Genomic DNA, 21,434 nt, shown 5'->3' with positions numbered 1-21,434 from the left:
CACTAGCTACTAATTTCTGACGTTGAGAAATACTACGACAAACCTAGCCGTTTAATGGGAACTCGCTACAATTAGGGGTCTTAACAACCCTTACACTCTAATGTCCAAGAACCCAAAATATAGAGAAAATCTTCAATCGCTTGCAGCGTTAGATCCAAAGCGTGCAGGAGAGCTAAGCGCCGTTGAGAGAGAAGCAATTGCCAACTTCTCAGGACAACTCCCAGAACTATCTTCCGCCCTCGGAATGCTTCACATGGGAGACCACTTCGGCTGGCGCGTTCTTCTCATCGTCCACAACAAACGAACTATCAGAAAATACGAGGAAATTTTGGGTATCACGGTGAGGGAGTTTTTCCCTGAAGCTGGCCCCAGCGCTGAAAGATCGAACGGCTACAGTTGGGCGCTAAGGCTCGGAGGGTACTGGAAAATCGTCAGTGGCGACACAAAAGTTGAAAATCGTCAGGATATTTCATAGAGGGTATTGATTACCCCTTTTTAGATGTATACATTAGGGGTTATGAAAATCCCTATTCTAAATTCAACAGTATCGACGAAGAGTAGCGTCGACAAGATAGTCGCCCCCCAGGCGACAATCGATGGCGACGCCTTCCCCCGTACGGTAATACGGGGGGAAAGTTCGCAGACTCGGACTGAATACCGATTCCTGCGAGATGGCACCCCAATCCCCATAGACATACCCGTCCCTCGCCCAGGCGTTTCTAAAAACGCTGCCTTAACCGACTGGCTGAATGTCACGTTCCCCCTCACCAATACCCCCGAATCCTTAAGCGAGTTCTTCAAAGAATTCAATCAGATCACAGGCGAACGCTTCTGGTCAGTCATTGAAAGACCAGGGGGACTACACGGGTGGAAACGCTCCTACAAGTTTGGCGACACAAGTGCGATGTTCGCAATTGGCGGCCAGAACGGCACTGCATTCATCAGCCTGCCCGGTGAAGCCTGCGCACTGTTTACTCGCCGTGCGTGGCTGGACTTCACCCATCTCATGAACACCCAATACAAAGGAAAGATCACTCGCTGGGACGGCGCTGTTGATGACTTCGGGGGAGAACACTCCGTCGACTGGGCGGTTGGGCAGTATCAAGCCGGTGAATTCAGCACAGGCGGCAACAAGCCAAGCTGCTGCCAGCATGGAAACTGGATTTGTCCAGATGGTCGCGGCAGAACCTTTGAGGTAGGCAAGCGCAAGAACGGCAAAATGATCCGCACCTATGAGAAAGGAAAACAACTCGGCGATGCCAATAGTCCATGGGTTCGCTGGGAACTCGAGCTACACAGCAAAGACCGAGAAATACCATGGGATGTTTTGGTGAACATCGGCGGTTATGTTGCTGGTGCTTATGCAGTAATGACCTGGGTGACAGAAGACGACTGCCGGATAGCGACTTTGAACAAAACAGCCGAGATTTCTTACGAGCATCTAGTAGGTTAACAGCATGATACTTTCGGGTAAAGCCTTTTGAGTTTGATACGAGCATCGTCGGTTGTAAAGCGCCAGTCGGCAGGCTTGGCGTTCTCGTTGCGATGGGTCTGCCATGCGGCTATCTCCTTGGTCAGCGTAGGCACGTCGGCAATGCGTCGATCCAAACATTGCCTGGCCAGAACGCTGAACTCACATTCAGCCATATTCAACCAACTGCCATGCTTGGGTGTAAAGACAAACTCAAGCTTCTGCATAAGCGCATGTGCCACGGCGGGTTCGAACGTTCTGTATAGGGAGGCTCCGCTATGAGTGCTCAGGTTGTCCATAACCAGCGTGATCTTTTTCGCGTGGGGGTATTGATTCTCCACCAGGTCACGGACGCCTTCGGCCCATTCGCCCGACGCATGATTGTCGGCAATACGCACCGTGCGTCGACTCTCCAATGGCGTATAGAACACCATCAGGTGGGCAACTCCATTGCGCTCGTACTCTCCGTCGTAGCGCTCACTTTGGCCAGGCGATGCCGGGATCGGTTTTTGTACCTCACGCGTGCATTGTTTGGTTGTCTCGTCCATACAAACCACAGGATACTCTGCATCAAAAGGTCTTTTATACACATCCAGTACAGCCTCCATCTGGCAGACAAACCCCGCGTCCTCTTTAGGCGCTATGCACCACATGCGTTTCTGCCAAGGTTTTATGATGTTTTTTTAAAACTTGACGCACCGTTTCATAAGCCACGCTTTCGACAATTTCCAGCTCAATCAGACGCTCGCTCAACAGCTTCAACGTCCAACGCACCTGGCCTTCTGGCGCATCACTGCAAGCCAGGCTTACTAGCCTGGCCTCCGCATCGCCATCCAATCTTGCCGTTCGCTCTCGACTGCGTCTCTTACGCTGCAGCGCCAGTTCCAATCCTTCTTCCACACATCGCTGGCGTGTCTTTGCGATGCAACGGGTGGTCAGTTCCATTCGCTCAGCAACCTCGGCATCGGTCATCGAAGGACCATGCTCTCCTTGATCAACCAGTAACAAAATCTGTGCATGTCGTCGCTTCTGCGCCGCTATGCGTCCCGTTTTACAGATCTGCTCCAGAGCATGGCACTCTTCTTCGGACAACTTAACCACATGACGCTTAGGCATTCTCAATCACTTCAACAGGTTGCAAAGTACTATTATGAAGTTAGACTATAACTGGAATTTATCAAGCGGTTACACCACTAGTACGACACGCAAAACGAGCATACGGACCACTGGTTAACGTCATGCTCCATTACGAGGGCAACCATGAGGCCGTTGTATCCCTACTTCACGCTGACGGCGTCCCTAAGCGTCTCAAGCTGCCTGACGCGCCTAATGAGGCTAGCGGAGAATGAATGATTACCCTGGATATCGCTCAAGCTGCCGAGCTTCTCAAGATGAGCACAGGAGCACTCAGCCAGAAGGCTCGCTCAGGGATCGTCAAAGCCGCAAAGCCTGGAAGGCGATGGGTATTTCTCGAAGAAGACCTCATCGAATACATCAGATCACTTTATCGAGTCCAACAGCATGTACCGCTGGTTGGCTGTGATCTGAGGAACACACAATGTCAATCTACAAAAGGGGCGCCAACTGGTGGGTCCACTTCACGTCTCCGAAGGGGGAAAGAATACGACGCTCTGCTCGGACTCAAAACAAGAAACAAGCACAAGAATTCGAAGACCGGTTAAAGGCAGAACTATGGCGTGTTGAACAACTTGGTGACAAGCCTCGCCGAACATGGCAGGAGGCTGTTGTGCGCTGGCTGAGCAACACAGAACACAAGGCAGACCACAACAAAGACATTGCCAAACTCTGCTGGCTTGACGGCTTTCTCGCTGACTTATACCTTGATGAAATCGACCGTGACGTCATTGACCATATTGCAGAAAAAAAACGCTCCGAGGCAAGCGCTTCAACTGCAAATCGGTATCTGGCTGTAATTCGAGCGATCCTCATCATGGCACGCGATGAGTGGGATTGGATCGACAAAGCCCCAAAAATCAGGCTCTACAAAGAACCAAAAAAACGTGTTCGCTGGATTACGCAAGATCAGGCAAGAACGCTCCTCTCAGAGCTGCCTACGCACCTGGCCGACATGGCAGAGTTTTCCCTCAACACCGGCCTCCGACAATCAAATGTCAGCTATCTCAAGTGGGACCAAATCTCTCTGGAACGTCAATTGGCCTGGATCCATGCAGAAGACTCCAAAAACTCCAAAGCTCTCACGGTTCCCCTAAATCGTGGAGCGATGTCCGTTCTAGCTAGAAGGGCCGGAATCAATGAGGTGTACGCCTTCACCTTTCATGATCAACCTTTGCATCGAACTTCGACCAAGGCGTGGACCAATGCCTTGAATCGAGCTGGAATAACAGATTTCCGCTGGCATGATCTCAGGCACACATGGGCGTCCTGGCATGTGCAGAAAGGCACGAGCTTGCAGGAACTGATGGAGCTAGGTGGTTGGTCGTCTTATCAGATGGTATTGAGGTACGCACATCTGGCTGGTGATCATCTTCGGGAGGTCGCTAATCGGTTGGATGACACAAAACTGTCACAACCTGCAAATTCAGAAACCGAAGAATGATGGCTAAGACCTTGAAAACTAATGGTGCCCAGGGACAGAATCGAACTGCCGACACGGGGATTTTCAGTCCCCTGCTCTACCGACTGAGCTACCTGGGCATCAGGTCTTGCGCGAAGCGCGTATTAGAACTAAATCCAGCGGCCACGTCAAGCAAGAATCACTAAATTCTGCCAACTCGGGCCAAAAAACTCCAATAACACGCCAGCACGCCTGTTTCTACTGCTCCACCGCCGGCGTCGGCAGCACCATTAACTCATGAATGTCGACATGCTTTGGCTGAGACAGAGCAAACATGACAGTCCGAGCCACATCCTCAGGCATCAGAGAATTATCCATCGGCTTGTCAAAGAACGGGGTATCCACCGGACCGGGCTCTATCAGAGTCACCCGCACACCCGTGCCTCGCAGCTCTTCTCGCACCCCATAACCCATGGCCGTCACCGCCCATTTGGTCGCCGAATACATGGATCCTGCCAGCGTACGACGACCCGCTACAGACCCCGTCAGCAACAGATGCCCTTGGCTCTGCTTCAGCGTATCCAGCGTCGCCCGCATAGTGTAGGCCGCACCCAGTACATTGACGTTCACCATGGTCTCCCAAGAGCCCACTGGAGCGCCTGAAAAGCCTCCAGCCTCACCGCCGGTACCGGCATTGGCAAACACCGCATCCAGACGTCCGTAGTGCTTGAGAATGGTCTCCACCATGACCACTTGCTCTTCATAGCTGGTGACATCTACTGTGATCGCCATGGCATTGCTCACACCCAGCTCCTGAACCAGAGCCTGCAGCTTGTCCGCACTCCGGGCAGCCAGCACCACTTGCCAGCCAGCCTCAACCGCCTGACGTGCAGTGGCCTCACCAATTCCGCTGGAAGCCCCGGTAATCAACAGTACGCGGGAGTCGGAGTTACTTGAATCGCTCATGGGCATTCTGGCCTTCGTCGTATTTCGAATAGGCCGACACTATAGCGCTGCACTCAACCCTCGCTACATCTCTTGTACATCTGCCACTCAGCGCTGAACCCGCAAATATCTTCCGGTTGGACTAGCTAGACAAGCGCACCACCCACTTCATTGGATTCGCTTTGAGCGCCCAGCGAGCGGCGCAGTAACTGCCCTATAGGCTCTGGTTCGTGCATCAAAAAACCCTGGGCGAAATCCACCCCCAGCTCTTTGACGTAGGCCAGGGCTTCAGGAGTCTGCACGTATTCAGCCACCGTCCTCAGACCCACCACCTCTGCAACATCCACAAAACAGCGAACGGCCGCAGCATTCAAGGGATTCTCGACAAGATTGCCGATGAACTGCCCATCGATCTTCAAGGCATCCACTGGCAGGTTCCGCAGATAACTGAAAGAGGAGGCGCCTGCGCCAAAATCATCCAGGGCTGTTTTAACATTCAAGGCACGTAGGCTTAGAATGAAATCGGCGGCATCATTGATATTGATCACAACAGCCGTTTCAGTGATTTCAAGACAGATGCACTCACAAATCTCGCTACCTGCCTGAGTCAGCATCTCAATGGCATCACGATGAAATTCGCGATCCCCTACCGACTGGCCTGACAAGTTGATCCACAACCGCCTGACATCTTTCAGACTCGGTAACTCTGCAAGGGTCTGTATGGATTTTTGCAGCACCCAGCGATCAATTCTAGTGGCCAGATGAAAGCGCTCAGCAGCCGGCAGGAATGCGCCGGGAAGAATGACCCTCCCCCCCTCACTGGACAGACGGATCAGCACCTCGGCACTCAGACCGACACAGTCATCAGTTAGTGATACCAGCTTTTGTGCATACAGCTCAAAGCGATTCTCATCCAGAGATTGCTCCAGTCGAGCGGCCCATTGCATGTCGCCGCGTCGGTTACGCATGTTCTGATCGGACTCCAGCCACAGGTGTACGCGATTGCGTCCAGCCTCTTTGGCTGCATAGCAGGAGGTGTCTGCGGCCTGCATGATAGAAGCAGGACTGGCCCAGCGATCATTCAGCGGCACCAGGCCAATGCTGGCTCCCACACGGAATCGTCGTATGCCATGGGCAAACCGGAAGTCATCCATGCGATGACAGATCTGCTGGGCGATCTGCTGGGCATGCGTGACGCTACAATTATTCAGAATCACGCCAAACTCGTCCCCTCCCAATCGCGCCAGCGTATCCTCAGCGCGTAGTGTCTGGCCCAGCAAGCCGGCAATCTGGCGCAGCAGGTGATCACCCACGGGATGACCGCAGGCGTCATTGACCAGCTTGAATTCATCCAGATCAATGAACATCAACGCATGACAGGGCTCAGTGTTGTCACGCAAACTGTTCAGCGTCTTGCGCAGACGCGATTCGAATTCAGAGCGGTTGAATATCTGAGTCAGCTCATCATGCGTTGCCCGAAAATTCATCTCAGCTCTCAGCCGGCGCTGCTCGGTCACATCGCGAAAGATCAGCACCACACCGAACAACTGCCCCTGGGAATCTCGAATCGGTGCCGCAGATTCCTCGATACCAAAGCGTGAACCATCCCGAGCCAGCAATACCGCGTCCCGGCCGCAATTCAAGGGCTGGTCTCGCACCAGACATTCAGTCACCGGATTCTTCAGGGGCAGCCCTGACTGTTCGTCACAGACCTTGTAAATATCTTCCAGTGGTTTACCCAGAGCATCACCACAGCCCCACCCCGTCAACAACTCAGCCGCAGGGTTCAACCAGACAATCAAGCCTGCGGTGTCCGCTGTGATCACCGCATCTTCAATGGATTGCAGGGTCACATGCAGCAGCTCATGTTGTTCTGCCAACTCCATACTCAGCTGGCGCAAGGAGGTTACATCCCAATTCACACCCAGCAATGTCAATGCACGCCCATTAACATCACGCCGGATGTGGGCGCAACTTCGCAGGTGCCGCACCGAACCATCGGGCCGGACAACCCTGAATTCGGTATCCAGATCACCCTCACCCTCCATCAAGCCTGACAACATGATTTCCGCTACCTGCTGGTCATCCGGATGAATCAATTGACTCCACCAATCAAGGCTCAGCGACGTGGCATCCGGCTCAACGCCGTACAGTTTATACATCTGTGGCGTCCAGTCGATATGGCCTGATTCCACATCCCATTCCCACACCCCGATATCACCACTTTGCGTGGCAATGCTGATGCGATCATGCGCATTTTTCAGGGCAATACGCTGGCGAACCTCGTTATCAATATCCTGGATGGCACCGCGCAGTCTGACAACTTCGCCCTCACGCAACACGGCCTCCCCCCTCACCCTGACCCAGATAATCCGGCCATCAGCACGACGCAGCCGTAACTCTTCGTCCAGAGTGTCACCATCGGCTGTCAGTGCCTGCAGCGCATTGACGAGAATGTCGCGCGCCTCCGGCAGAAAAAAATCGAGTCCGGCTTGAATATCCGGTTGATATTCGGTATCCACGCCATGAATAATACAAGTCTGATCAGACCAGAAAGCCTGAGAAGTACTAAGATTGAGCTCCCAGCCACCAACCCCAGCCAGCGCGCCAGTCTGCCGCATGAACGTCAGACTGCGCTCCATCTGCGCCTGATGATTCCTCCGCTCGGTGATATCTTCAACCGAACCAACAAAACTGATCAGCTTGTTATCAGCCGTAAAAACCGGGCGCAGCGTTCCCGTAACCGTTAGAACACGCCCATCCATGTGACAGACACGAAAGTCACGCACGACCTCGACCCTGCTGCCAATGCCACTGTCCCAAGCCGCAAAGCCTTGATTTCTGTCGTCAGGATGCACAGCCTGACGCCATCCGGAGCCCAGGGACTCATGCTCGCTGAGCCCAAACAACGCCTGAAAACGCTCATTGGTATACGTACAGAAACCGTGGATATCCGTGGAGAAAATTCCCAGTGGCGACACCGCACACAACGTCCGAAACGTCGACTCGCTGGCGATCTGCGTGAGTGCCACTCGCCGTGATTCCAACGCATAGGAGGCCGCCTGTGCCAGATGAGTCAAGACCTGCTTTTGCATGTCTGACAGGGCTCCCGGCTTTGTATCCAGGATACAAAGAGTTCCCACCCTGGTACCGTCACTCAGGCTTAATGCAATACCGGCATAGAAGCGCAAGCCGGGCGCACCCAGCACCAGTGGATTGTCGGCTGAGCGAACATCCTGCGTGCAATCAGGAATCTGGAGCAAGCCTTGACAATCGATACTCAGCTTGCAGAACGAAATCTCCTTGGCCACCTCTGTCATACCCGACATGCCGATCGCAGCCTTGAACCAATACCGATGCTCATCCAGCAAAGCGATCAGGCACATGGGCATATCACACAACGCTGAGGCTGCCTGAACGATGGAGTCGAACTCGGCATCCGGTTCGGTGTCTAGAAGATCAAGGCCCAGAACGGCAGCCATTCGAGCGTTTTCATTCACTGACATCGATGACATGAAAACAAGCCTGAGGACGAATAACAAAAATACTATCATCGCCAGACGAGTGCCGTAGGAACAACAGGTTACTGTTATTTCAGCCTCATGATAAGACAGACCATAATGCCATCAGCCATGGGAGGCATAGCTGGAAATTGTTGCACACTCAAGTACCTGACCAATCGGCTCTGGCTCATGCAACAGGAATCCCTGCACATAGTCCACTCCCAGCGATTGGACTCGTGCCAGTACCTCGGCATTTTCAACATGCTCGGCAACCGTCGTCAAGCCGACCACTTCTGCCACGTCCACAAAACACCGCACAGCGGCAGCCGCCAATGGATCGTTGATGATGTTACTAATGAATTGCCCATCCAGCTTCAGAGTATCCACAGGCAGGCTTTTCAAATAGCCAAACGATGAGACTCCTGCACCAAAATCATCCAGTGCGGTACGTACGTTCAGGGTTCTGAGCTTCTCGATAAAAACGGCCGCATCCGCTATATTGGTGACTGCCGCTGTTTCAGTAATTTCCAGGCAGATTCGTTGCCGAATATCGCTCCCCGCCCTGTCCAGCATCTGAATGGCATCCCGCTGGAACTCACGATCCCCGACTGACTGACCTGACAGGTTGACCCACAGCAGTTCGATACCGGACAAATCTGGCAACTCGACCAGAGCCTCAATAGCTTTCTGCAACACCCATCGATCAACCCGGGTCGCCAGATGAAAGCGCTCGGCTGCGGGTAGAAAAGCGCCTGGCAGTATGATGTTGCCCTGATCATCACGCAGACGAATCAACACCTCGGCATTCAAACCTGCCACACGACTACCCATTGTTACCAGTCGCTGCGCGTACAACTCAAAGCGGCTCTCATCCAGAGACTGCTCAAGCCTTTCTGCCCATTGCGCGTCACCCCGTCGGGCACGCATGGCATGATCGGTATCAAACCAGATGTGCACTCGATTACGACCCGCCTCCTTGGCCGCATAACACGATGTGTCAGCTGCCTGCATGATGGCGGCCATTGAGCCCCAGCGATCATCCAGCGGCACAAGGCCGATGCTGGCCCCAATGCGGAACCGGTGCGAATCATGCGAGAAACGGGATCTGTGCATGCTGTCGCAAATCTCCTGAGCGATACGACCTGCACGCTGAGCATCACAGCTTCGCAAGATGATCCCGAACTCATCACCGCCCAACCGCGCCAGAGTGTCCCCATGTCGTATCGATTGGCGCAAAATGCCCGCTATCTGCCGCAACAACAAGTCGCCGACCGGATGACCACAAGTATCATTGACCAGCTTGAACTGATCCAGATCGATGAACATCAAGGCATGTTCGCCCGGCCTCTCTTGCACCTCGTCGATCAGCGCAGACAGACGCACCTCGAACTCTGATCGATTGAATGTCTGCGTCAGTTCATCAACGGTGGCCCGATGTGTCATCAACTGCGACAAGCGCCGCTGTTCACTGACATCACGAACCGCCAGTACCACGCCCAATAGTTGTCCCTGTGCGTCGAGTATAGGCGATGCCGAGTCCTCGACCCCGTATTCCCGTGCACCGCGAGCCCGCAATACAAGATCATGTTTCCGGCTGACTCGCCGACCCTCACGCAAGCACGCGCTAACCGAGCTTTCCTGCATCAGGCCGGTTTTTTCATGAACGATTTTGTAGATAAGTTCCTGCGACTTTCCCAGCGCGTCATGACATGCCCAGCCTGTCAGCGATTCAGCCGCCGGGTTCAGCCAGACAATTTGGCCCTGGGTATCTACAGTGATAACGGCTTCATCAATCGACTGCAGAGTGACTTGTAGCAACTCCTGTTGCTGGGCCAGCTCACTACTAAGACGCCGCATATCCGTTACATCAAAGTTAACGCCGAGCAGAGCCACAGCTCGACCGACGGAATTACGTTTGACGTGAGCGGTACTACGAAGATGACGTACGCTGCCATCTTTCCAGACGATGCGAAAATCGCACACCAAATTTCCAGTGCCGTCCAGAGTTTGAAGCAGTGTATCCATCACACGGACTTTGTCGTCCGGGTGTACCAGCTCCATCCAGCCCTCAGCGCCCGGGGATTCAGTTGCCGGCTCGATACCGTGCAGTCTGAATACCTGAGGTGACCACTCCAGGCGGTTATCCCTGATACCCCATTCCCAGATACCGATCTCGCCACTATCAGTTGCCAGCGTAATTCTCTCGTGCGCATTCTGCAGTGCAACTCGCTGGCGAGTGTGCTCATCAATATCCTGAATGACGCCGCGCAGACGAACCGTCTTGCCATCGACTTTGACGGCATCTCCCAAGACTCGCACCCAGATACAGCGGCCATCAGCTCTGAGCAGTTGCAATTCCATATCGTAGGGCGTGCCATCGTGCATCAGGCGCTCAATTGCCAACCTGATTTTTTCGCGCGACTTTAAAGCGAAGAATTCGATAGCGGTATCTATTTGCGGTTCGTAGTCCGCTGGCAGTCCGTGAATGCGACATGTTTGTTCTGACCAGGTCAACTTGTTGCTGGCCAGATCCAGCTCCCATCCACCCACCTTCGCCAACTCGCTTGTTTGCTGTAAAAGCTGCGAAGAGTCAATACTCAGACAACGAAAACGGGACTCACTGACCATCAGCTCTTTTACGGCTCGACGTGACTCCAGGGCAATTGATGCCACTCTTGCCAGGTGCATCAGCATCTCACGCTGATCTTCTGTGAGCATGCCAGGCTTTTTGTCCAGGACACACAAACTGCCCACTCGGGCCCCGTCGCTTAGACACAACGGAGCCCCAGCATAAAATCTCAAGCCAGGCTCACCGGTAACCAGAGGGTTAGCGGCGACACGCTTATCCAGCAGACAATCGCCTATTTCGAGTATGCCCTGCTGCTGAATAGCGTAATGACAGAATGCCAGGCTGCGAGGCGTCTCTGTAATATGCGGCAAGCCGACATTGGCCTTGAACCTGTGCCTGGTTTCATCAACCAGGGAAATCAAGCTGATAGGAGCGTTGCAGATCTTTGCAGCGATCCGTACCAGCGCATCAAACTCAGCCTCCGGCTCGCTATCAAGAACGTTCAGACTCCGGAGTGATTCCAGTCGATCTGCCTCACTTCTAACCGAGGGATGTGCCAAAACTACCATCCTGAAAAACTGTCAATTATCGATGATAGTCCATTCCAGCGTTATTCAGCGAATACGAAGCGTTGGCTATGTAACGTTACCTCCAACAGACCGACGACTGACACTACTCGGGAGGAACATACCCATCAGGCATGGCAGCGTTGTCACTGAACAGGAATTTATCCATTTCCTCTTCCAGAAACTTGCGTGCCTTGGGGTCTACCGGTGTCAGGCGATATTCATTGATCAGCATGGTTTGATGAGATACCCATGACTGCCAGGCTTCAGCGGATATGTTGAGATAGATACGCTTGCCAAGATCCCCCGGGTAGGTAGGACGTTCGAGGCCAGGAGCCTCCTTGTTCAGCTTGACGCATTGCACCATGCGAGTTGTCAAAGTAATTCTCCAACTAGATTATTCAGGATTCTGGACACCGGGGCAGCAACGCCTCCCGGTAATGGCCCACTGTTATACCAGACACGCTCTCTGTGCTCCATAACATGGCCATCGTTTACCTTAACCGCAAGGGCCTGCACGTCGATATCAAGATGATAATGACTGAAGGTATGCCGCAATCTGGCAACGCTGGCAGGGGATTCTGTAGCGATCAATCCGGCAGCATGCAACCATTCATCCAGCTGCTCCAGAGTGTCAATCTCAGGCAGACTCCACAATCCGCCCCAGATACCCGATGAAGGCCTGCGCTCCAATAAGGTACCACCGGCCTGAGGATGAGCATCGTCGGTACTCAGCGATAGGGCAAGCATCACTGTTTGTTTGACGGGCGTCACCTTTTTTGGCTTGCTACCCGGAAAACGGGTCGGCTCGCCGCCAGCCAACCCCTGACAATCACTGGCCAGCGGGCAACGGATACAAGCGGGCCGACTGCGAGTACAGACTGTAGCCCCCAGATCCATCATCGCCTGATTAAAGCTAGCTGTACGCTGCAGCGGTGTCAGCTCTTCGGACAGCATCCAGAGCTGTTTGAGCACATCGCTCTTGCCCGGCCAGCCTTCAACCGCCTGGTGACGTGCCAATACACGCTTCACATTGCCATCCAGAATCGGATGCGGCTGGTCCAGCGCCAGGCTGAGTATGGCGCCGGCAGTGGAACGTCCAATACCGGGCATTGCCACCAGAGCGTCCAGCTCCTGCGGCAATTCTCCATCATGCTCACGCTGAGCTATCTGGGCACATTTATGCAGATTCCTGGCCCGGGCGTAATATCCCAGACCAGACCAGTGAGCGAGCACATCATCCTCGGGGGCCTCGCTTAATGCCTGCAGGGTCGGAAACCGTGCCATGAATTTCTCATAGTACGGAATGACCGTAGCCACCTGCGTTTGCTGCAGCATGATCTCGGACACCCACACTCGATAAGGTGTCTTGTCCTGCTGCCACGGCAGATGCTTGCGCCCGAACTCATCAAACCAGCTCAGTACCCGACTTGCAAATTCGGTATCTACTTGAACAGCCCCTTGAGTTTGTCCTTGGCTTGATCCACCGCCTTGTCGGCAGCTTCCTCGGCCTGTTTCTTGAGCTCCGCTTCTTTCTCCTTGAGTTCGGCCTCATTGGCCTTTTTCAATTCATCAGCTTGCGCTTTCAGCTCGGCCGCTTTCTCGTCAGCCAAAGCCTTCGCCTGATTCTTCAGGTTCCCCGTGATGTTGTCTTTCATGCCAGAGAAGATAACGCCGGCAAAATTGGCTGACAACTCATCAAAAGTACCTCGAATCGGAATATCGAGCTTGACACCCTTGAGTGACTCCAGGTCCGCACCACCTTGCCCCTGAGTAGTACCCGAAATCAGTGTGGTCATGGTGTAGTCCACGTTTTCCCCAGGCAGATCTACCTGGCCGGTGCCACTCAGACGCAGTAGCGGTGAACGCATATCAAGATCATCAGAATTCATGACCCCATCAGTAAAGGTGCCACCGACCGCCAGTGAGGAGAAGTCTGTCTTGACACTGCCTGCCTCTTCCTCTGGCAACGACTTGCCGCTCAGCAGAGCCTTGGCACGCCGAATCTGGTAACCGATATTGATACCGTTGATTGAACCATCGGTAAAGGCCGTTGCGAACTGACCATTCAGGCCCGCCGTGATGCTGTTGACGGTATTGCCAGCGGTAGTGATGTTCGCTGACACCTCGCCTCCGCCACTCAGGAAAGAATCCTTTTGCAGCAGATCAGCCAGTAGTGGCTCAGCCTTGATACCAGCCAGATCCATGGTCACACCAAATTTTGGAGTATTACCTGTCACATCAATGCTTGCAGTACCGTCAAATTTGCCTTCGTACAATTGCGCCTGCATATCCTGCAGGGCCAGCTTGCCACCAGCGGCCTTCACGGGAATCACGATGTCGCGTGTGGTCAGATTGCTGATCTTCACATCACCGACGCGAAAAGTTCCATCAATGTCCAACTGTCGCATCATCTCGGCAGGCAGCTCGATCACCTCATCACCGGTGGTTGCCACACCACTTTCAGGTGCGGGCGTATCGCCCTCGTCACCTGCCTCACTGACAGGCGGCAAGTAGCGATCCAGATCGATGGAGTCCACGGCAAAATCAAAGCGTATTGGTGGTATTTCACCCGCCAGTGACGGCACGCTGGCCTCACCGGTAAAGTGCGTATCATCCAGTGTGATTTTCAGATCCGTCAATGCCGCACTGGCAGGTGTTGCAGCCAGGGCCAGTTCGAGACTTGCCTTGCTCAGCACCGACTCATCGGCGGTGACAGGAGCCTCGATACCCAGCTTTTCAAACAGCTCTCTGGGGCTGAACTCATTACTGGAGAACTGACCGCTGATGGCGGGATCGGTCTCCAGATTGGTCACCGTCATTGCACCACCAAGCTCTATACCCAGAGTGGACAAGCTCAGTGAGGATACATCGACGGTGTCTTCAGCCAACTGGGCGGTGACATCCGCACCCAAGGTTGCAACCAATTGCCCTGCGGGCAATGCACCGCCTTTGGCATCGGTTGTCAGAGTAAGACCTTTGACCGAATAGACCTGACTATCCAGATCGATCATCAGTTCACCGGCACCGCTTATATCAGCATTCAGATCCATGCTCTGGCTGGCAATCGAAAAATCGACGTTCAGAGCAAACGGCTTTTCCAGCTCGATCGCCCCGGTAGTGAGGTTGAAGCCCGACAACAGCGCATCTGTACCGGTCGCAGCATCTTTCCAGCTCACATTGGCGTCCAGAATCTCAATGCCACCCACGGACAATGCGGCAATGGTTGCACTGCTGCCTTCAACTTCCTTGGTTACCTGAGTATCGGTGTTGTTCTCATCAACCTTGGTGGTCGTGGTGGTGGCGCTGGTCAGCAGGTCGTCCCAGTTGGTGCTGCCATCGCTGGCCTGTTGCAGATCCAGTTGCAGCCCCTTGAGCTGCACGGTGCGCACATTGATTTCACGCTTGATCAGCGGCAGCAGCTTGACCTTGACATCAGCGCTGTCGATACTGGCAAACGGTGTATCGCCATAGCCGGTCGCATTGGCCAGTGAGATTTCCCCAATGGATATGCCAGCCCAGGGAAAAACAGAAGGACTCAGATCACCAGTGATCTGCAGATCGCGACCGGTCTGCTTCTTGACCTGGTTTTGAATCGTATCCTTGAAATCGTTCCAGTCAACCAGATACACCAGCGCAGCAATGCCCACACCGATGATCAGTACCAGTACGGCAACCGTTCCAAGCAGCCATTTCAGGAGTTTCATGTCAACGCCTCTTGCCTGAGTCTTGTTCCGACTCAAATCTGTTATCTGTGCCCGCGAATGGCGAACGTCATCCCACCAGAACCCAAGCTCAGCTCAGATTCTCACTTCTCTATGGTACCGGTAGAACAGCCTGCACTTGCGATCATGTAGGGTCGATATGTGAAGTTACGTCAAATCGTCAAATAGCCGTCGTGTAGCACGCAAAAGCTCGGCTGATTCGGACGAATCTGCGCCGGATTTCCGACGCAGACAAAAGACTCATCAGGTGGCGTGATAGTTCCCGGATTTGCCACCGCTTTTTTCCAGCAATCTTATTGCATCCATCTGCATGCCACGATCCACAGCCTTGCACATGTCGTAGATGGTGGCCAGAGCCACCTGCAGGCCTATCAAGGCTTCCATTTCCACACCAGTCTGGGAACGGGTTTCAGCCCGCACCTCGCAATGCACGCTGTTATCGGCCGCATCTGGCCGAAATTCAACATCAACACGCGTCAAACCGATCGGATGGCACAAAGGAATCAGATCGCTGGTGCGCTTGGCAGCCATGATGCCTGCCACCCTGGCAATGCCCAGCACATCACCCTTCTTGTGAGTGCCGGCACAGACCATTTCGAAGGTGGCTGGCAGCATTGAGATCTTGCCACCCGCCACGGCAACCCGGTGAGTGACGGCCTTATCGCCTACATCCACCATATGCGCCTCACCGGCGGCATTGAAATGAGTCAGCCCACTGTGGGCTTCCCCAGCAGCGCTCTTCGGGGCCTCGGTCTGGTCTTGTGACATTGCAATTTCTCGGTTAGGTTATAGTTGCCAGAATATCTTTTATCGGACCCATCCATGGCCATCAAGGTTAAATTCTTTGCCAGCCTGCGCGAGCAATTACCAGCAGCTGACAGTCAAGTCGATGCTGATGGGGTGGCGACTATCGAGGATGTCTGGCAGCGGGCCACGGCCAATGCACTCATACCGGCGCACGTACTGTGCTCTGTCAATCTGGAGCATCGCGAACTTCACGCCCCGGTCAGTGATGGTGATGAGGTAGCCTTCTTCCCACCGGTAACGGGCGGCTGATGGGCGTTCAACTACATAGCGAACCCTTCGACCCTGGCGTCGAGCTGGCCAGATTCGAAGCCACGCTACCGGTGGGCAGTGTGGGTGCCACCGCAAGTTTTACAGGCACCATGCGCAATCACAATGAAGGCGACCAGGTCTGCGCCATGACGCTGGAGCACTACCCTGGCATGACAGAAAAACAGCTCGAAGAAGTCGTCCAGGATGCCCGCCAACAGTGGGACATCATTGACGCCCTGATCGTGCACCGTGTTGGCGACATTCTGCCCGGTCAGCCAATCGTACTGACGGCCGTCTGCTCAGCTCATCGGGCGGCGGCCTTCGATGCCTGCCGCTTTCTGATGGAAGCCCTGAAAAGCCGGGCCACCTTCTGGAAGAAAGAGACCCTGCTCAATGGCGAAACTCGCTGGGTCGAGAAGAATACCCCCGGCCACTAGTAGTCCAACCGGAAGATATTTTCATGTTCAGCGAGCCGCAGTGTGCCTCCCCGCCTGCGTTGCCTCTCCTTGACGTACCCGGCTGCCAGTCAGTCAGACAAGGCAGCCGCGTGCGGCCACAGCGACGGTCTCTTCGATCAGACCGTTACGCACCAGGTGCACAGAGTCGAACAGATTGCTGACCACGCAGACATGATTGGGAATGATCCGGATCTTGTCGCCCACTTCGGGCATCGACTCGCACGCGGAAAAATCCAGCACACCGTGCTCTTCATACAGCTTTTGCACCAGAGCGTCCGGATACTCCAGCACATGACCGTAGCCCGGGGCGTCACAGAAGTCGGCCGCCAGTGCCTTGGTACCCGCATCGATAACCGCACGGCCTTCAGCCGGGCAGCTGATCACCGTAGCCAGAACGCTCAGGGCACAATCGGAGATTTCGCAATGCCCGTAAGAGACTTGCATGCGATCATTGTAGATATAGGTACCGCAGCGATGTTCGGTGGCCAATGTGACATCGCCCGCAAATCTCAGGTCGGGAGTGCCGCCGTTGGAGACGCACTTGACCTTGAGCCCCGCATCCAGCAATGCCGCTTTGGCACGTGACAGACTGGCATTGACATCGCTTATCTCACCGCGCGGGGGATAGGTCATGATGCCGCCAAATGAAAGACCTTCGCTGGCTTTGATCCGCTTGGCCAGCTTGACAGCCTTTTTCGCACTCTGCACGCCACAACGTCCACCACCAGTGTCAATTTCAACCAGCACCGAGAGCTTGTGATTGCTGTCCGTGAAAGCGGCGCTATAACCATCGATAACGGTGTTGTTGTCAGCGGCCACTGCAATCTGAATTCGATCATGCAAAGCCTTGAGACGCTTCAGCTTGCTGGCTCCCAGAATGTTGTAGGACACAAAAATGTCATCCAGACCGGCGTCAGCCATCACTTCGGCCTCACCCAGCTTCTGACAGGTAATGCCTCGGGCACCCAGCTCGATCTGCCGCTGCGCAAAGCGCGGCAGCTTGTGAGTCTTGATGTGCGGCCGCAGAGATAGACTGATGCCATCGGCCATTTGTTGGGCTCGCTGCAGATTGCGCTCAACGATGTCGAGTTCGATCAGAACCGCAGGCGTCTCCGCCTTGCTAGCTTTCATGTCAATCAGTCTCCTGAGGACGGGCTGGGACCAAATTGTCCCGACTCGCCAGACTTTGGTGTACTTAACGCCATGATTCTATAGCTCATACGCCAACGATGTAATCAAATTGGCTAATTAATCGCACAGCCTGTCATTTTGAGCCGGCACTCGGCAGTGTTACAAATGAAACCCTGCAATCGTCAGCCATCACCGTCTACGGAACGGTTTCGTAGAGCCGTGCCGATAAGCACAGGTATCGCACGTCGTGATTCATCTGACCTGAGAGCCATGAAATACCTGAAATTACGATGCAAGTTCGTGTTGATCATGGCCCTGCTGTGTGTGCCGACTGCGGTTGCAACTGTACTACTAGGCAACGTACTGACTCGATCCATCTATTTGGCTGAAATGGAAGTAGCCGGTGCGCAGTATCTCCAGCCGTTGAACCAGCTGGAGAAACTGATGGGCTTGCACCACCTTGCCCTGCTCGAAGATGCCACCAGGCAATCAGGAAAACTGCAGCGCAGTCAGGACAATATCCGCAAGAAGATGGCCGACATAGAGGCTGTTCACAAGCAACTAGACTCACTGCCGGAGCTGAATTCGACCTACACCACCCTGCGCGAATCCGTGGAAGAATTTCTGCGCTTACCCTTCGATACAGCACTCTCGGCGCGCGAGCTTGTCCACCATGAGGTTCTGCATGCCCTTGAACAGCATTCGCGCAGAGTTAGCGACAATTCCAACCTGATTCTAGACCCCGATCTGGACAGCTACTATCTGGTGGATGCAACCCAGATCCAGCTACCACCACTGCTGACGCGACTTTATGAATATCGCAGTATCGCTAGTGCAACGCCCGACACAGAGCAAAATTGGGCACAAGCCGGATCCAGACAACAACTGCTTCATATCAACTTGCAAATACTGGAGGCCATGCTTGAAAAAGTTGATAACGCGATCAATGCTGCCACCCGATACAACCCATCACTTGATGCACTTCTGAGCTCGTCGACGCAAAATTTTCTGACCACCGCAACAGCAGCTCTCAAGAACGCAGAACTGGCCTTGATTGATAGTGATTCAGCTCTCATGCAGGCAAGCTTTGATGAGATGGACAGGACAGCCGCACTGGGATACAAATTGCAGAGTTCGGTCAACAGCCAATTACAAACAACGCTGCAAACCAGGATATCTCAGGACAAAACCAGACGTAGCATTATGCTTGGCAGTGTTCTGGGGGTCGTCATGATCGGCGTTTTCTTCACCTTCAAGGTGGGATACGAAATACTGCGCACCCTGCGTGAAGCCAACCGGGTTGCCGCAGCCATCGCCGACGATCGCTTTGACAACAAGATCGATATTCATTCTGGTGATGAGACTGGCACGCTGCTCAAGACCCTGGCCATCATGCAAAAGAACCTGCAGCTGCGTATATCGCAGGAGCGTCGACTACTTATCCATAATGGCCGGATGAAACAGGCACTGGACAGCATCTCCAGCGTCGTGCTGTTCGCCAATACCAAGGACAAGATCGTCTACTGCAATACCTCTGGATACAATTATTTCGCAGAGTATGAAGAACAACTGGCATGCGACTTACCCGACTTCAACATGTCATCCCTGATCGGCTTGCCAATCAAATCCCTCTGCCCGAACTGTCCGAGCCAGGCGGTAGCACCGGATGGCCTACTCCAATCGAGAACATCAGAGCGCACCCTGGGCAATCGCATCGTCAGACTCTCACTCAACCCGGTTTATGACGAGCAAGGAGAACCTCTGGGAACCGTCATCGAGCTTTATGATCGAACTGAAAAGGCGGCTATCGAGTCTGCATTGAGCAACGATGTACACGCTGTTGTACAGGCAGCGTTGGTGGGTGATTTGTCAAAACGGGTTGATGGCACAGGCAAACCGACGTTTCTGGTTCCCGTTTACGATGGTATCAACGACATGCTGGAAATCTGTGGCACCGTCATCTCAAGTGCCGGTCAATTGTTCAATCGCATGGCTGATGGCGATTTCAGTCACAACATGACTATCCCGAACGGCACCGAACTCAAGGGTGATTTCGGACAGCTGCAACGCGATGCCGAAGCGACGGTGCTGCAGCTCACCGCCATGATTGCGCGTATAAAATCCAATGCTCTGGTACTGAGCACCAGCACCAGCAAAGTCATCGATGTCAATATCAGACTGGAAAGCGAGGCGTTATCGGCCTCTGACAAAGCCTGCAATGTCTCCTCGGGTGCCACCTCGATTTCAGACCACGTCGACACCATTGCCAGCGCTGCCAAAGAGCTGAATGCCAGCATCAATGAGATTGCAAAAAACACACAACGCTCGAATACCGTGGCGAGTGAAGCGGTAACACTGACCCAATCTGCAGATTCCAATGTTGCGCAGTTATCGCGCTCCAGTCATACGATCGGCAATATGATCAAAGTCATCAATTCCATTGCAGAGCAGACAAATCTGCTGGCATTGAATGCCACGATCGAAGCGGCTCGCGCCGGCGATGCAGGTAAAGGCTTTGCGGTGGTAGCCAACGAGGTCAAGGAGCTGGCCAAGGAGACGGCCAAGGCGACCGAGGATATCAGTGTTCAGATTCATACCATTCAGCTGGACAGTGAGAGCGCCGCTATCGGCATTCGGGCCATCGACACCATCGTGCAACAGATAAACCAGTTGCAGCTGGGCACCGCATCGGCCATGACACAACAGACTTCCACCACCCAGGACATCAGTCGATCAATAGGCTCTGTTGCCAACAACTCCAGCGGCATGTCCGATCAGTTGGCAGAGCTTGTCAGTGGCACCCGCAATACGCAGGAATCAGTAAATGTTGTGAAACAGGAACTCATGCGCCTGAGTGAAGTTGCCACCAACATGCAACAGATGGTTGATCAGTTCAAACTGACCGAGTCTCACGCTGAGACGCCTGAAACAACTCCCAGGCGTACTTAAGCCAGCTTCAAAGCAACCCTGATGCAACTCTGACGAGCTGCATCCAGATCGACAGGGCCTACCAGCTTCCGGTATTTTCCATGCTGAGCCAAGGCTCTGCTGGTGGCAAGGCATCACCTTCTTGCAGCAACTCCAGGGAAATACCATCGGGTGATCGAACAAAAGCCATATGACCATCACGTGGGGGACGATTGATGGTCACACCGCCATCCTGCAGCTTTTTGCAAAGGGCATAGATATCATCGACCCTGTAAGCCAGGTGACCAAAATTTCTGCCGCCCTCGTAGTTCTCAACACTCTCGCCTTCAGCCGGCCAGTTATAGGTCAGCTCAAGTAGCGGTGCCTGGGTCTCCACAGAACCTTCCTCGTCAGCGTCGGCCGCCAGAAAAACCAGGGTAAACCGACCTTTCTCGTTTTCTATGCGACGCGTTTCCTTCATCCCCAACAGTTCGCAATAGAAGTGCAGGCTAGCGTCGATGTCCTGTACGCGCACCATGGTATGCAGATATCGCATCGTATTTATTA

At 53.8% G+C, this 21,434-nt stretch carries 17 protein-coding genes, 1 tRNA gene and 1 pseudogene; 7 read left to right on the top strand and 12 right to left on the bottom strand.

The features are described 5' to 3' along the window. Positions 1-100 precede the first annotated feature (100 nt). Together IMCC3135_RS02360 and IMCC3135_RS02355 are read left to right on the top strand one after the other, a co-directional pair. A complete protein-coding gene (locus tag IMCC3135_RS02360) occupies positions 101-475 on the top strand; it encodes a hypothetical protein (RefSeq protein ID WP_088916123.1) in 375 nt (124 codons plus the stop codon). 42 nt (positions 476-517) lie between these two features. Beyond that, positions 518-1,453 (top strand): replication initiation factor domain-containing protein, encoded by a 936-nt coding sequence (locus IMCC3135_RS02355; protein WP_157735717.1) that lies wholly within the window; start codon positions 518-520, stop codon positions 1,451-1,453. On the opposite strand, the gene IMCC3135_RS02350 is transcribed toward IMCC3135_RS02355, so the two are convergent. Together IMCC3135_RS02350 and IMCC3135_RS02345 are read right to left on the bottom strand one after the other, a co-directional pair. Continuing rightward, entirely contained in the window at positions 1,450-2,124 is a 675-nt protein-coding gene (locus IMCC3135_RS02350; protein WP_088916121.1) for an IS630 family transposase, read from the bottom strand. The genes IMCC3135_RS02355 and IMCC3135_RS02350 overlap by 4 nt on opposite strands. Then, positions 2,105-2,587 carry a helix-turn-helix domain-containing protein gene (locus IMCC3135_RS02345; protein WP_088916120.1) on the bottom strand — a complete coding sequence of 161 codons (483 nt, stop codon included), beginning with the start codon at positions 2,585-2,587 and terminating at the stop codon, positions 2,105-2,107. Before IMCC3135_RS02345 ends, IMCC3135_RS02350 begins: the two co-directional genes overlap by 20 nt. Positions 2,588-2,820: 233 nt before the next feature. On the opposite strand from IMCC3135_RS02345, the gene IMCC3135_RS35385 reads away from it, so the two are divergent. Both IMCC3135_RS35385 and IMCC3135_RS02335 read left to right on the top strand, forming a co-directional pair. Further along, positions 2,821-3,153 carry a helix-turn-helix domain-containing protein gene (locus IMCC3135_RS35385; RefSeq protein WP_088916119.1) on the top strand — a complete coding sequence of 111 codons (333 nt, stop codon included), beginning with the start codon at positions 2,821-2,823 and terminating at the stop codon, positions 3,151-3,153. Further along, positions 3,036-4,049, top strand: coding sequence for a tyrosine-type recombinase/integrase (locus IMCC3135_RS02335; protein WP_418251432.1), 1,014 nt, complete (start codon positions 3,036-3,038; stop codon positions 4,047-4,049). Before IMCC3135_RS35385 ends, IMCC3135_RS02335 begins: the two co-directional genes overlap by 118 nt. A 22-nt stretch (positions 4,050-4,071) precedes the next feature. Here the strand turns inward: IMCC3135_RS02335 and IMCC3135_RS02330 are convergent. The 8 genes and pseudogenes from IMCC3135_RS02330 to moaC form a co-directional block, all read right to left on the bottom strand. Then, positions 4,072-4,147, bottom strand: a tRNA-Phe gene (locus IMCC3135_RS02330). Positions 4,148-4,265: 118 nt separating this feature from the next. Next, a complete protein-coding gene (locus IMCC3135_RS02325) occupies positions 4,266-4,973 on the bottom strand; it encodes an SDR family oxidoreductase (RefSeq protein WP_088916117.1) in 708 nt (235 codons plus the stop codon). Positions 4,974-5,098: 125 nt separating this feature from the next. Continuing rightward, positions 5,099-8,458 (bottom strand): EAL domain-containing protein, encoded by a 3,360-nt coding sequence (locus IMCC3135_RS02320; protein ID WP_205737873.1) that lies wholly within the window; start codon positions 8,456-8,458, stop codon positions 5,099-5,101. A 120-nt stretch (positions 8,459-8,578) separates the two neighbouring features. Next, a complete protein-coding gene (locus IMCC3135_RS02315; protein WP_205737872.1) occupies positions 8,579-11,584 on the bottom strand; it encodes an EAL domain-containing protein in 3,006 nt (1,001 codons plus the stop codon). Between the two features lie 112 nt (positions 11,585-11,696). Then, positions 11,697-11,957 (bottom strand): oxidative damage protection protein, encoded by a 261-nt coding sequence (locus tag IMCC3135_RS02310; RefSeq protein WP_088916114.1) that lies wholly within the window; start codon positions 11,955-11,957, stop codon positions 11,697-11,699. A gap of 8 nt (positions 11,958-11,965) precedes the next feature. Continuing rightward, positions 11,966-13,021, bottom strand: a pseudogene (mutY, locus tag IMCC3135_RS02305) (A/G-specific adenine glycosylase); the annotation flags it as partial. A gap of 14 nt (positions 13,022-13,035) precedes the next feature. Beyond that, positions 13,036-15,297, bottom strand: a complete 2,262-nt coding sequence (locus IMCC3135_RS02300) for an AsmA family protein (RefSeq protein WP_088916112.1) — start codon at positions 15,295-15,297, stop codon at positions 13,036-13,038. A gap of 261 nt (positions 15,298-15,558) precedes the next feature. Continuing rightward, the gene (moaC, locus tag IMCC3135_RS02295; protein WP_088916111.1) at positions 15,559-16,083 is read right to left on the bottom strand and encodes a cyclic pyranopterin monophosphate synthase MoaC; all 525 of its coding nucleotides are present in this window, start codon (positions 16,081-16,083) and stop codon (positions 15,559-15,561) included. A 54-nt stretch (positions 16,084-16,137) separates the two neighbouring features. Here moaC and IMCC3135_RS02290 point away from each other — a divergent pair, with 54 nt between their 5' ends. Further along, entirely contained in the window at positions 16,138-16,371 is a 234-nt protein-coding gene (locus IMCC3135_RS02290; protein ID WP_088916110.1) for a MoaD/ThiS family protein, read from the top strand. Continuing rightward, positions 16,371-16,808 (top strand): molybdenum cofactor biosynthesis protein MoaE, encoded by a 438-nt coding sequence (locus IMCC3135_RS02285; RefSeq protein ID WP_088916109.1) that lies wholly within the window; start codon positions 16,371-16,373, stop codon positions 16,806-16,808. Before IMCC3135_RS02290 ends, IMCC3135_RS02285 begins: the two co-directional genes overlap by 1 nt. Positions 16,809-16,901: 93 nt before the next feature. Here the strand turns inward: IMCC3135_RS02285 and IMCC3135_RS02280 are convergent, their stop codons facing one another. Beyond that, positions 16,902-17,960: a D-TA family PLP-dependent enzyme gene (locus IMCC3135_RS02280; protein WP_088916108.1), complete on the bottom strand. Its 1,059-nt coding sequence runs from the start codon at positions 17,958-17,960 to the stop codon at positions 16,902-16,904. A gap of 270 nt (positions 17,961-18,230) precedes the next feature. Here IMCC3135_RS02280 and IMCC3135_RS02275 point away from each other — a divergent pair, with 270 nt between their 5' ends. After that, positions 18,231-20,909 carry a methyl-accepting chemotaxis protein gene (locus IMCC3135_RS02275; RefSeq protein WP_169727395.1) on the top strand — a complete coding sequence of 893 codons (2,679 nt, stop codon included), beginning with the start codon at positions 18,231-18,233 and terminating at the stop codon, positions 20,907-20,909. Positions 20,910-20,967: 58 nt separating this feature from the next. On the opposite strand, the gene gloA is transcribed toward IMCC3135_RS02275, so the two are convergent. Continuing rightward, positions 20,968-21,423 (bottom strand): lactoylglutathione lyase, encoded by a 456-nt coding sequence (gene gloA, locus IMCC3135_RS02270; protein WP_088916106.1) that lies wholly within the window; start codon positions 21,421-21,423, stop codon positions 20,968-20,970. Positions 21,424-21,434 lie beyond the last annotated feature (11 nt).

The organism is Granulosicoccus antarcticus IMCC3135 (genome assembly GCF_002215215.1).
GTDB lineage: Bacteria > Pseudomonadota > Gammaproteobacteria > Granulosicoccales > Granulosicoccaceae > Granulosicoccus > Granulosicoccus antarcticus.
This window is presented reverse-complemented; position numbering and strand designations above follow the sequence as displayed.